The 13,004-nt window shown below is 41.3% G+C and carries 12 protein-coding genes; 8 read left to right on the forward strand and 4 right to left on the reverse strand.

From position 1 onward, the window contains the following. Positions 1-7: 7 nt before the first annotated feature. Together ACFSR0_RS01645 and ACFSR0_RS01650 are read right to left on the reverse strand one after the other, a co-directional pair. Entirely contained in the window at positions 8-1,396 is a 1,389-nt protein-coding gene (locus tag ACFSR0_RS01645) for an aldehyde dehydrogenase (RefSeq protein WP_379979244.1), read from the reverse strand. A gap of 148 nt (positions 1,397-1,544) precedes the next feature. Next, a complete protein-coding gene (locus ACFSR0_RS01650; RefSeq protein WP_379979246.1) occupies positions 1,545-2,162 on the reverse strand; it encodes an FMN-dependent NADH-azoreductase in 618 nt (205 codons plus the stop codon). 237 nt (positions 2,163-2,399) lie between these two features. Here ACFSR0_RS01650 and ACFSR0_RS01655 point away from each other — a divergent pair, with 237 nt between their 5' ends. The 4 genes from ACFSR0_RS01655 to adhE all read left to right on the forward strand — a co-directional run bounded on the left by ACFSR0_RS01655 (position 2,400) and on the right by adhE (position 8,217). Next, positions 2,400-3,410 (forward strand): lipid II:glycine glycyltransferase FemX, encoded by a 1,011-nt coding sequence (locus ACFSR0_RS01655; RefSeq protein ID WP_379979248.1) that lies wholly within the window; start codon positions 2,400-2,402, stop codon positions 3,408-3,410. A 117-nt stretch (positions 3,411-3,527) separates the two neighbouring features. Then, positions 3,528-4,265, forward strand: a complete 738-nt coding sequence (locus ACFSR0_RS01660) for an epoxyqueuosine reductase QueH (RefSeq protein WP_379979250.1) — start codon at positions 3,528-3,530, stop codon at positions 4,263-4,265. Positions 4,266-4,269: 4 nt separating this feature from the next. Continuing rightward, positions 4,270-5,280, forward strand: coding sequence for an alpha/beta hydrolase (locus ACFSR0_RS01665; protein ID WP_379979252.1), 1,011 nt, complete (start codon positions 4,270-4,272; stop codon positions 5,278-5,280). Between the two features lie 243 nt (positions 5,281-5,523). Next, positions 5,524-8,217 carry a bifunctional acetaldehyde-CoA/alcohol dehydrogenase gene (adhE, locus tag ACFSR0_RS01670; protein WP_379979254.1) on the forward strand — a complete coding sequence of 898 codons (2,694 nt, stop codon included), beginning with the start codon at positions 5,524-5,526 and terminating at the stop codon, positions 8,215-8,217. A 300-nt stretch (positions 8,218-8,517) separates the two neighbouring features. Here adhE and ACFSR0_RS01675 read toward each other — a convergent pair whose 3' ends face one another. After that, positions 8,518-9,420: a metallophosphoesterase gene (locus tag ACFSR0_RS01675; RefSeq protein ID WP_379979256.1), complete on the reverse strand. Its 903-nt coding sequence runs from the start codon at positions 9,418-9,420 to the stop codon at positions 8,518-8,520. A 114-nt stretch (positions 9,421-9,534) separates the two neighbouring features. After that, positions 9,535-10,119, reverse strand: coding sequence for a hypothetical protein (locus tag ACFSR0_RS01680; RefSeq protein ID WP_379979258.1), 585 nt, complete (start codon positions 10,117-10,119; stop codon positions 9,535-9,537). A 156-nt stretch (positions 10,120-10,275) separates the two neighbouring features. On the opposite strand from ACFSR0_RS01680, the gene ACFSR0_RS01685 reads away from it, so the two are divergent. The 4 genes from ACFSR0_RS01685 (at position 10,276) to ACFSR0_RS01700 (ending at position 12,848) form a co-directional block, all read left to right on the forward strand. Continuing rightward, positions 10,276-11,052 (forward strand): TatD family hydrolase, encoded by a 777-nt coding sequence (locus tag ACFSR0_RS01685; RefSeq protein ID WP_379979260.1) that lies wholly within the window; start codon positions 10,276-10,278, stop codon positions 11,050-11,052. After that, on the forward strand, positions 11,049-11,624 hold the full coding sequence (gene rnmV / locus ACFSR0_RS01690) for a ribonuclease M5 (RefSeq protein ID WP_379979262.1): 576 nt from the start codon (positions 11,049-11,051) through the stop codon (positions 11,622-11,624). The genes ACFSR0_RS01685 and rnmV overlap by 4 nt, the downstream gene beginning before the upstream one ends. Next, complete coding sequence (gene rsmA / locus ACFSR0_RS01695) at positions 11,621-12,508, forward strand: 16S rRNA (adenine(1518)-N(6)/adenine(1519)-N(6))-dimethyltransferase RsmA (RefSeq protein WP_379979264.1); 888 nt, start codon at positions 11,621-11,623, stop codon at positions 12,506-12,508. Before rnmV ends, rsmA begins: the two co-directional genes overlap by 4 nt. Before the next feature lie 103 nt (positions 12,509-12,611). Next, complete coding sequence (locus ACFSR0_RS01700) at positions 12,612-12,848, forward strand: FAD:protein FMN transferase (protein ID WP_379979266.1); 237 nt, start codon at positions 12,612-12,614, stop codon at positions 12,846-12,848. Positions 12,849-13,004: the final 156 nt, after the last annotated feature.

A 13,004-nucleotide genomic window follows, 5' to 3' on the forward strand; every position in this document is an offset into this window, starting at 1 on the left:
GATACCCTCATTTCATTATGCGTTTAATCAACGCTAATTTTTTCTTCGTATAAGGAGCATACAACATAGACAATGGAACGAAGCGATTTTTTTTCACAATCGCTTTTTGGTGAGAAAAGGTTTGGAAACTATAGATGCCATGGTAGTTGCCCATCCCTGATTCACCGACCCCACCAAAAGGTAAATGGGTGTTCGATAGATGAAGGAGCGTGTCATTAATCACGCCACCCCCAAATGACAACTGCTGCGTAACGATATCAATTAGCGGTTTGTCCTCAGTGAACAAATACAAGGCCAACGGTTTTTCACGAGAGCGAATAGGCTTGAGCACTTGGTCATCAAAGTGCGGCGCTTGATACGTTAGGATTGGCAAAATGGGGCCAAATAATTCTTCTTCCATCACGACATCATCCCAAGCAACGTTTGTCAAAATCGTAGGTGCCAGATACCGCTCATCCACGGTGACTTGCCCACCAAGGGCGATGGTACCATTGGTTTTTTCGAGCAGGGCTGCCAAACGCTCGGTGTGGCGAACCGTTGCCAATCGCCCATAATTGGGACTTGTTTGCGGTTGCTCACCGTAAAAGGCTGTCACAGCTTTTTTTAGTTCTGTTGTAAATGCGACAACGACTTGTTCGTCAACCAGCAGGTAATCAGGAGCAACACAGGTTTGACCAGTATTTAAGAATTTTCCCCAAGCGATTTTTTGGGCAGCTTCTTTGAGATTGGTTGTAGCGGTCACAATTGCTGGGCTCTTTCCACCTAACTCCAAGGTAACAGGAATCAAATATTGACTGGCAGCGCGCATAACGATTTTGCCGACACGAGGACTACCAGTAAAGAAAAGATGATCGAATCGTTGGGCCAAAAGTGCAGTCGTCTCTTCAACACCACCGGTAACCACCGCAACATAGTCTTCTTGAAAAATGTGTTGCAACATTTTTTGGATCACTGCTGCAACATTTGGGGTTAATTCAGAGGGCTTGATTACGGCCGTATTTCCAGCTGCTAAGGCACCGATTAAGGGCTCGATAATCAACTGGAAAGGGTAATTAAATGGCCCAATAATGAGGACTGTTCCGTAAGGCTCGAAAAGAGAGTAGCTCTTTGAACCTAGTAAGAACAAAGGATTCTTTGCTTTTTTGGGCCGCATCCAACGGCGCAAGTGTTTTTTGGTATCACGGATACTTTGGAGAACAAAGCCGATTTCCGTAGTATATACTTCAAATTCCGATTTTCGTAAATCTTGCCAAAAAGCGGCATAAAGATCGGCTTCATAAGTATGAATGGCTTGTTCTAATTTGGTTAATTGAGATAAACGGAAAGCAAGTTTCCGGGTGGCAGCTGTTTCAAAAAAAGCATATTGCTGATCAAGAATTGTTGGAATAGTCGTCATAATAAGTTCCTTTCATTTGAATATCTAAATAACTAATCATTTGGTTATATAACCAAAAAAAATTTTTTTGCAACTGTCAAAGAAAAGGAATCAAAAAAACACGAGCTTGTTTGAAAGCAAGCTCGTATCCGTTAAAAAATAAGCGAAATTATAATGCTTTGGCAGCCGTAACAACACGTTCTAAGCCAGCAGCGATAATGTCTTGTGTTTTAGAAGGATCTGCATTGTGTCCTTCGATGATAACTTCTTCAAGAATGTTCATGCCAAACATGGCACCAAATGTTTTTTGCATGTAAGAAACAGCACATTCCATTGCTGCACCTTCGCCAGAATAAACACCACCACGAGCATTTAAAAGAATAACACCTTTGCCTGCTTGCAATTGATTCATTGATCCATCTTCATTATAAGAGAATGTGTAACCTGCTTGGAAGATATAATCGATAAAAGTATGCAAAGCAGCAGGGATGGTTAAGTTCCACATTGGGAAAGCAAAAACCACAACATCTGCTTTTGAAAATTTTTCTTGAACCAATTGGCGAACGTCCATTAATTTTTGTTCGTCACTTGTGAAAGGTTCACCAGCAGCTAATTTGCCAAAAGCGTCAAACAAGGTTTGGCCGATATAAGGCATTTCTTGTGCATAGACATCGAATGTATCAATTTCAACTTTCGCTGGATCTAGATTTTCCACAAAAGTAGTGTACATTGCTGTTGAAACACCGTCAGGACGGTTATTTGCTTTGACAACTAAAACATTTTTCATAAATGATTTTCCACCTATTCTTAATTTTTTTTCGTATGGGAAGCGCCCACAAAAAATATCATACACTATTTTAAACAAGGGAACAATCAATAAGTTCTTACTTTTCGATAGTTTTTTGTGAAAATAAGTTTGTAAAGAAAAAAGAAAGTTTCTTTACTCTTTTTTCTATGTATGATTCAATATTAATGAGATCGAATGAAAGAAAGAAATTTTAGGTAGTAGAAAGAGTGAATTGGAATGCCAGTTGTAAAGCAAACGAATCAAACAGAAGTTGCGAAGTATCAAGCCTTTGTCGAACAGGCTAAGTATACAGCAATTACCCAAGATCCCAAGTGGGCACAAGTAAAAAATAATTGGGAACCATTAGAAGTTTATCTTGAAGAAGAACAACAAATTGTTGCGGCCATGTCAATCCTAATGATCGAACAAACAGACGGGCAAGTGTTTGCCTATGTATCAAAAGGGCCCGTTGTCAATGAATATTCACCTAAAATTGTGAATCAATTGATTGCTGAAGCGGAACCGATTTTAAAGGCAAAAAAGGTTTTTTTATTGCGTATGGATCCAGAATGGCCCTACTCAGAAGAATTGAGTGCCGCCTTTCGTGCGGAAGGTTATCAAGTCCGCAATCGGAATGTTTCAGGAAAAGCAACCATTCAGCCACGCTATACGATGCGAGTTGACTTACGCAACGTTCAAAACGAAGAAGAGTTAATGGCTTCTTTCTATGGAAAGACACGCTACCGTATTCGCTATGCCTTAAAAAACGGGGTCACCTATCGCTTGAGTGACAAGCGCGAAGACTTAGCCATTTTTTACAATTTGCACAAAGAAACCAGTGAGCGTCACGGCATTAGCTACCGCCCGTTTTCTTATTTTGAGCGTTTAGCGGATGCATTTCTCGCAAGAGGGTTGATGCGCATCGTCATTGCCGAAGTTGATGGCAAACCAGATGCAGCCGGACTGGATTTTGCATATGGCAACTATGTTTGGTACATGTACGCAGGTAGCACGCATGAAAATCAAGTCTTAATGGCACCTTACCTTGTTAATTGGGTAGGGATGCAATGGGCATTGACCCTTGGCAAAGAATTTTATGACTTAGGTGGTGTGTTTGCACCGGATAAATCAGATAGCTTGTACCAATTCAAGTATATGTTTACTCGTCCAAATGGCGCGACGGAATACATTGGTGAAATTGATAAGGTCTACGATGAAGCGTATTATCAAAAATTTTTAGAAAAATAACGAATCAGAGAACTTGGACGAAATGGTTCAAGTTCTTTCTATTTGACGGTCGCCTTCTATACAATGCCGCCATTCCTTGGTAAAATGAGAACGACTGGAAAAAGAGGAGTGCAAAAAATGATCAATGTTCTTGAAGTTTTAGCCAAAATGAATCCCAATCAAAAAGTGAATTATGATCGTGTGTTGCAAAAAATGATTCAAAAATGGCAAGCAGAAAACGCACGACCAACGATTTTATTGCATAGCTGTTGTGCACCTTGTAGTACCTATACCTTGGAATACTTAGCTGAGATTGCGGATGTGACGGTTTACTTTGCCAATAGCAATATCCATCCTAGAGCAGAATATGAACGAAGAAAGATTGTTCAAGAAGAATTCATCACAGCCTTTAATCAAAAAACGGGCAATCAAGTCAAGTTTTTAGCTGCGCCCTATGAACCAAATGTCTTTATTCAAATGGTAAAGGAAAAAGAATTGACCCAAGAAGCAGAGGGTGGCAAACGTTGCACGGCTTGTTTTCAAATGCGACTGGACATTGTGGCACAGAAAGCCGCTGCAGAAGGCTTTGATTATTTTGGCTCAGCATTGACTCTTTCACCTAAGAAAAATAGCCAACTAATTAATGAAATCGGAATTGAGATCCAGGAATTTTTTGATACAAGTTATTTGCCGAGTGATTTTAAGAAAAATAATGGCTACAAGCGTTCGATTGATATGTGTAAGGAATATCAAGTGTATCGTCAATGCTATTGTGGTTGTTTGTTTGCTGCAAAACAGCAAGGTATCGACCTCAAAGAGATTCAAAAAGAAGCAAGTGCGTTTGTAAAACAGCATCAAACGTCACTAAAGGAGTAAAGAGATGCGTTTGATTTGGAAGATAGTTCTCTGGGTGATAGGTATACTGATAGGTCTGGTATTGGCTGGCTGGGTTGCGTTTCAAGTATCACCATATCCAAGTGCTTTGTTGATTAGACAAATGTTTAATCAACCAGTTGCAATCACCGATCAAAAAAAATACAAAGAGGCTCAAGATAATGTTACGGTAACTAAAGATTTAATCTATCCTTCAAAGTACAAAAGCAATCAGTTTGATTTGTATTTACCCAAACTTGTGACAGAAAAAATACCAATTATTGTCTGGGCACACGGTGGTGGTTTTGTTGGGGGAGACAAGTCTGGCATGAAAGAATTTGCAACGTATCTTGCTGCTGACACGCAAGTAGCTGTAGTAGCGATGAACTATCAAGTTGCTCCTGACTTAAATTATCCGGGCCAATTGGAACAAATGGGAGAGTTAGTTACTTATCTGAAAAAGGCAACCTCGCAGTATCCTCAGTTAGACTTGCAGCGAGTTTTTGTAGGTGGTGACTCGGCGGGAGCTCAAATCGCCGGTCAGTATGCCTTGGTTCAGACAAACAATGCTTATGCGCAGCAAAATCATTTTACCCAGACCTTAGATGCAAAAGATTTAAGAGGATTTTTGTCGTACTGTGGACCAGTCAATCTAGTTCAAGTCTTAGACAAAAAGTCAACCAATAAACTGATGAACTGGTTTGTTCAAAGTGTGGGGTGGTCACTGGTGGGTACGAAGGACTGGCAAAATACACCAGAGTTGCGCCAAGCTTCTTTAGTCGAACATTTGACAAGTGCTTTCCCGCCAGCTTATATTACGGATGGAAATGCTTATTCATTTTCGGATGAAGGACAAACAATGGTCAAAAAGCTCGAACAAAAACAAGTGGCAGTTACTTCTTTATTTTTTGAGGATTCAAGTAAGGAAGTGTCACATGAATATCAATTCCACTATAATACGAAAGAAGCCAAGCTAGCCTACGACCAAACCAAAACATTTATTGAGATCAATAAATAAGGAAGCAAATGACGAATCATTGGTGGACAACCAAATGAGGTTCGTCTTTTTTGTTTGTGAAAAAATAAATAAATTCAGTTTATACAGTCAACTAAAGGTGGCACAAAAAATACCCATATAGGTAAAAAAAACTCTTAAGATAGTTGCTAATTTCATTTAATACCACTTGCGAATTAAAATGAATAAGTGTATTATCTTAATCAAGGAAAGCGCTTTCTAAAAAATAACATAGTGGAGGGTTCTATGGAAAAAGCAAAAAAAGGTAGTACAACTGCGGTTTTAGAAGAGAAGGTTCAACAACCGAAGGAACAATCAGCTTCATATGTCGATTCATTAGTTCAAAAAGCACTCGTAGCCGAACAACAATACGCAACTTTTACGCAAGAACAAGTGAATCGCATTGTCAAAGCTGCTGCTTTAGCTGGCTCCGAAGCCGCTTTGATTTTAGCGCATGAAGCGGTTGATGAAACAAAACGTGGCGTTGTGGAAGACAAGGACACGAAGAACCGATTTGCAACAGAAAACGTATTAAATCTGATTAAAGATGAAAAGACCGTTGGCATCATTGGTGAAGACAAAATTCGCGGGCAAGTTAAAATCGCTGCTCCACTAGGCGTTTTAGCGGGAATCGTCCCAACGACCAACCCAACCTCAACAACGATGTTCAAGATTTTACTAACCTTGAAAACAAGAAATGCCATTGTTTTTGCTTTTCATCCTCAAGCACAAAATTGTTCAGCCCATGCGGCGAAAATTTTGTATGATGCCGCTGTTGCAGCAGGGGCACCTGAAAATATCATTCAATGGATTGAAACGCCGTCGTTAGAAAACACGACAGCACTCATTCAAAATCCAAAAATTGCATCCATTTTAGCAACTGGTGGACCAGGAATGGTAAATGCTGCATTGAAATCAGGGAACCCATCCATGGGCGTAGGAGCTGGTAACGGGGTTGTATTTGTTGACCACACAGCCTATCTCGACCGGGCAATTGAAGATTTACTTTTATCAAAACGGTTTGATAATGGCATGATCTGTGCCACAGAAAACTCAGTCGTTGTAGAAGAAGCAATTTACAAAGATTGGTTAGCAAAAATGCAAGCTAAAGGTGCCTACTTAGTCCCTAAAAAGGATTACCAAGCTATCGCAGATTTTGTGTTTAATGATCGTCACGGGGTGAATGGTCATGTGGCAGGGATGTCTAGCAGTTGGATTGCAGAGCAAGCTGGCGTGACATTACCTGAGGACAAAGATGTGATGTTGTTTGAATTAGATAAGAAGAACATCGGTGAAAAGTTATCTTCTGAAAAGTTGACACCACTTCTATCTGTCTACAAAGCGGCGGATCGTCAAGAAGCAATTGAAATCGTTGGGAAATTGCTGAACTATCAAGGAGCTGGACACAACGCAGCCATCCAAATTGGTTCACAAAAAGATCCATTCATTAACGAATTCAGTGATAAAACCAATGCAGCACGGGTCATTGTTAACCAACCAGATTCAATTGGGGCAATCGGTGATATCTATACAGATGCATTGAAAGCAAGTTTGACACTTGGTACAGGATCGTGGGGTAAAAACTCATTGTCACATAATCTATCGACGGAGGACCTATTAAACGTGAAGACTGTCGCAAAACGACGCAACCGACCTCAGTGGGTTCGTTTACCAGAAAAGATTTACTATGAAAATCATGCGATTTCTTATTTACAAGACGATGTTGAAAATATCAATCGTGCGTTTATCGTTGCAGACCCTGGAATGGTGCAATTTGGCTTTGTAGATACAGTCTATAGCCAATTAGAACTCCGTGAAGAACCAGTGAAAACATCGATTTACGGAACTGTTCGACCTGACCCAACACTTGGTCAAACGATTGAAATTGCGAAACAAATGCGTGAATTCAAACCAGATACAGTGATTGCGATAGGTGGGGGATCTGCGCTTGATGCTGCGAAAATTGCACGCTTTATTTATGAATATTCAATTGGACAAGAAGCTGGCTTCTTAGACGATTATCGCAAAGTAAGCGAATTGTTCCTTGAATTACAACAAAAATTTATTGATATCCGGAAACGGATTGTTCGTTTCCATCATCAAACAGAAACAAAATTGGTATGTATTCCAACTACATCAGGTACCGGATCAGAAGTGACACCATTTGCGGTTATCACGGATGATGAAACACACGTGAAATACCCTCTAACTGACTATGAATTGACACCTCAAATTGCGATTGTCGATCCAGAATTCGTGATGACTGTTCCACGTCGTACGGTTGCGTTATCAGGACTTGATACCTTGTCTCATGCGTTGGAATCCTATGTTTCAGTAATGGCATCAGACTTCACACGACCTTGGTCATTAGAAGCCATCAAACTTGTTTTTGAAAACTTGGAAACTTCGTATAATTATGATCCGAAAAACCCAACCCTAGAAGGGGAAAAAGCACGTAGTAATATGCACTATGCTGCAACTTTAGGAGGAATGGCCTTCTCGAATGCCTTCTTAGGAATCAATCACTCACTTGCACACAAAACAGGTGGAGAATTTGGCTTACCACATGGTTTGGTAATCACGATTGCTATGCAGCATGTCATTCGATTCAATGGGGCATCTGGTAAAGTGAAACGGAACCCATATCCACGCTATGAAGTTTACCGTGGTCAAAAAGACTATGCTGATATTGCACGAGCATTAGGATTAAAAGGCAAGACAGATGCGGATCTAGTTGAAGCACTGTGCAATGAAATTGCCAAATTAGCTGCTGCTTTAGATGTTGATACAACATTATCTGGCAACGGCGTAACAAAAGAACAATTTGATGGAGCTCTCGATCGTTTGGTGGACTTAGTGTACAATGACCAATGTACACCAGCGAACCCACGCCAACCGGCATTGACCGAAATTCGTCAGTTGTTGATTGATCAATTCTAAAACAAATTGCAAAAGCAATTGCGATAAAAAGAAAAATAGACACGCAAACGATAGCCAGTCGGGTTAGCGTTTGCGCGTTGGTTTTTGTTTCCGTACAGGTAGACTATTTCGAAGCGTTGTTAGACAGCATCAATATACTTGAAAAGCCAAGCAATAAAATAAGCTGGCAAATCAAAACGACCGTGAATGAACAGTAGCTTGTGCTACTCATCCGCAGTCGTTTTTAGTAAGCAATCTTTTTGAAAAATAACTTGAAAAATGGATAGTTCCGTTGCACTGAACGGAAAGGGAGACTTACTGTTAAGGTCCTGTTGTTTTTGATGAGGCAGAATCAGGAGAAACCAAGGTGGCAGCTTTGTCTTCTTTTTCCAAATGATAATAGGTAATTTCAGGTGCAACACCCAATCGAGCAGGCAAGGTTGTCATTCCAATACCAGTATTCACGGAAAGCAAAGTTTGATCAGTAACGAGGTAAAGACCGTGCGTATATTTCATCGAACCAAGGGTACGCTTTCGATAAAAAGGTAAGCGAATCTGGCCACCATGACTGTGACCAGCCAAGACCAAATCAAAATGGTGGATCAAAGGGAATTTTTCAATACTGTCAGGTTCATGTGTTAAAAGCAAGTGCCATTCAGCCAGTGTATCTTCAAATTCATACGAAGGTTGGCCGAAAAGATCATCATCCAATCCAACGATTGTAAGGGATACCTGCTGATTAGAGAAAAAAATCTGGTCATTTGTCAAAACCGTAAAGCCAGCTTTTTTAAGGACCTCTTTGACAAAGTAATGTCCGTTGTGTTGATAATCATGGTTTCCTAAGATAGCAATTTTTCCCATCGGTGCGGGAATTTTCTTTAATTTTTCGACCAAAGCAGTGGTTTTTTTGTGTGGCCATTTGCTATAATCATCGATTAAATCACCAGTAAAAATGACCATATCTGGTTTCGTTTTCAATAATTGGCGAATGATGCCATTCAGACGTCTAGGAGGGTACCACCGCGAAAAATGCAAGTCACTTAGTTGGGCCAGTGTGATACTTGTTTTTCCTTGATACATGTCCACCGCATCGGTGACATCAAGAACAGTTTTTTTGCTTTTTCGAATAAAATAGTGGGTTGCAGTCAATCTTCCCGGCTCAATGATGACCATGTAAATCAGCAAAAGCAGGAACAGTAGCAAACATGAATAGAGTAAATACATTGGCCAGGCTTCCTTTTCTCATTTTCTGTAACTGTTCTTAGCATAGTAGAATTTTAGGGAAAAAGCAATCATCCATCAGAAAAAAGGCGTCGCAAATTTCGTAAAAAAATCAGGTTAGTTTCGCCAAAATTTTCTTTTGGAAATAGGCGATTGGGCGGAGCGATTTGACCGATTGATGCGGGGGAAAAAGCGAACCAAAAAGTCAAATGGCCAAGAAAAAATGGACCAAACCAAGGCGTGACTGTTTGGGTTTTTTCGATAAAACCAAAGCAATAAACGATAAAATAAAAGAATTCCCAAGGTTAACGTACCAAAGCGTTCCCAAAGTGGTGGATAAGGAAGGGCGCGTTCAATCAGCAGACGTAAAAAAGGAAAGGCAAAAAAGAAGCCAGCAATCACGCCAAAACGCCAATTTCGAACGAGAAAGAACAGTTCGTTAAGAAATAAGAAAAGGGACAGCACCCAAGCCAAAGGGGGAAAGAGACCAATCAAGACCGCTAAAAGCGTCCCAACCATCAGCATGATAGGTCCTTTAAGCAAGGCCGTAAAGAGCACAAAGCCAAGAATAAAAAGCAGTTTACCCGAAATGGGTAACAAACAGAGAGCACCGAAGAGCACAACGAGTAACCAATGACTCCAGCTACGTTGCGTTTCGGCGGGATTCGTTGGTATCTGCAAAAAAGGAATACGATTGTGCAATAGGAAGGCCTCCTTTCAAGTTATCTTGAGGATACGCCTGCAAGAGGAACTTGTCCTCCGGCGTAGGACGGAAATTTCCAAAGAAAGTGAGTGAATCGTTCCCGTTCATGAGCAAAATATGCTATTGTAAGCATGAAGATGAGGAGGAAAGAAAAAATGATTTTTGATACACACACTCATTTAAATGCGGAACAATTTCAGGATGACATTCCTGAAACAGTTGCTCGAGCCAAAGACTTAGGTGTGACCGAAATGGCGGTTGTGGGATTCGATACACCAACCATTGCCAAGTCGCTCGCGTTAAGCCAACAATACCCAGAAGTTTACAGTATTATTGGTTGGCATCCAACCGAAGCCGGGAAGTACACGGAAGACATTGAACAACAATTAAAAGCCCAACTCACACTGCCCAAAGTAGTGGGATTAGGTGAAATCGGCTTGGACTATTATTGGATGGAAGATCCAGAAGACGTCCAAGAGCGGGTTTTTCGCCGTCAAATTGCCTTGGCAAAAGAATTTCACCTACCCATTAGCATTCACACACGGGATGCAATGGCCGATACGTATCGGATTTTAAAAGAAGAGGGCGTCCCTGAAAGAGGGGGAATCATGCACAGTTTTAGTGGCGATGCCGTATGGGCGGAAAAATTTCTTGCACTTGGGATGCATCTTTCCTTTAGTGGCGTAGTGACCTTTAAAAAAGCCACGGAGGTCCAAGAAGCAGCGCAACACGTGCCATTTGATCGCTTGCTTGTTGAAACGGATGCGCCTTACTTGGCACCAGTTCCTTATCGAGGCAAGCGTAACGAACCAGGGTATACCCGTTACGTTGCAGAAAAAATAGCTGAACTAAGAGGAGTGTCTTTGGAAGAAGTAGCTGAGAAGACGACCCAAAATGCGCACCGATTATTTCGGATAGGAGCCTATGCATGATTCCCAAAAAAGAACGGATTGCTGAAATTGTTGTGGTCGAAGGAAAAGATGATACACGCCGACTACAAGAAGTGCTTGATGTTGATACGATTGAAACGATTGGATCAGCAATTAATGACGATATTTTGATGCGTATTGCGCATGCACAAGAAACGCGTGGCGTCATTGTGTTTACCGATCCTGATTACTCAGGTGAAAAAATTCGTAAAACCATTATGGCTGAAGTCCCTGATGCCAAACATGCGTTTTTGCCACGTTCCCAAGCGAAACCCAAACGACAAGGGAAGAGTCTAGGCGTGGAGCATGCCAGTGATGCGGCCATTCTAACAGCCCTTCATCAAGTCGTTACCCCCGTTTTAGAAGAAGATGATTACCAACCAATTGACCGTCAACTATTGGTTGAATATGGCTTATTGGCCGGCCCGCAAGCCAAGCATCGCCGAGAACGATTAGGAGATCAACTACGGATTGGGTACACCAATGGCAAACAACTCGCAAAGCGGCTAACAATGTTTCGCATCGATGAAAAAACATTGGCTGACGCAATGCAACAAGTGGAGGAAAACAGTTGAAAGAACAACGAGATATTGCAACACCCTCAAGAACAAGAGAAATATTAGCCAAACATGGCTTTACCTTTAAAAAGAGTTTGGGACAAAATTTTTTAACCGATCCCAATATTTTGCGGAAAATCGTGGCAGCCGGTGACATTAATCAAGAGACAAACGTCATTGAAGTGGGACCAGGGATAGGTGCCTTAACAGAATACCTTGCTCGAGCAGCCCATCGCGTCGTCGCCTTTGAAATTGATGATCGCTTGTTGCCGGTTTTAGCGGATACGTTGGCTCCTTATGAAAATGTCACGATTGTTCATCAGGATATTTTAAAAGCCCATATTGACCAAGTCTTACAAGAACAATTTGCAGATGACAGACGCCCTGTCAAAGTTGTGGCGAACCTACCTTATTACATTACAACACCTATTATGATGCACTTTTTGGATGCAAAGGCGCCAATTGCGGAAATGGTTGTGATGATGCAAAAAGAAGTAGCCGACCGTATTTCTGCCAAACCAGGGACCAAGGCATATGGATCACTATCCATCGCCGTGCAGTATTATATGGAAGCTAGTATTGCGTTTATTGTGCCAAAGACCGTTTTTGTCCCACAACCAAATGTTGACTCTGCCATTTTAACTTTAACCCGTCGGCCCAAGCCAGCGGTGACGGTGACCAACGAAGCGGCCTTTTTCGCGCTAACCAAAGCGGCCTTTTTGCAACGTCGGAAAACATTCTGGAACAATCTTCAAAGCTACTATGGCAAAGATGAAGCGACCAAAGCATGGTTGCAACAAAGCCTTCAAGTAGCTGCGATTGATCCCAAACGTAGAGGCGAAACCCTTAGCCTGGAAGAGTTTGCTCGTCTAAGTAATGCAATGGAGGCTGGCAAGCTGTAACGTTTCGTCCATTGAGGAAAGAATCGGAAAAGTGATTCTTTCTTTTTTAGATGAAAAATAAGCAGAAAAGTCAGCTAGGGCTTAAAAGGAAGTGAGAATACGGATGAAAATTGAAACGCGTCGGCTATATTTGATGGGAACGGTGATTACTCTACAAGTAGAGGCGAGTCAACCTATGTTTTTGCTTGATAATGCAGAGGTTCGTTTGCGTGACTATCAGCAACGGTTTTCAGCCAATGATGCCACCTCTGATCTGATGAACATCAATCACCAATCCGGTCGAAAAGCAGTAGTGGTAGATGAGGAATTGTATGAATTAAGTGAACTACTCACCACTTAGCTAAACCTGACGGTTCTTAACGCTTGAAGTGGGAGCTTCTTGGGAATAGAGAATACTTGATAGCTTATTTCTTTACTAACAGCGGTGTCTCTTATTTACCAAGCTATCCCCGTAGTACCTACGGTTCTTGATTGTTTCTAGGCTAACGCTTGTATT

It is taken from the genome of Enterococcus camelliae, assembly GCF_042685105.1.
GTDB classification, from domain to species: domain Bacteria; phylum Bacillota; class Bacilli; order Lactobacillales; family Enterococcaceae; genus Enterococcus_G; species Enterococcus_G camelliae.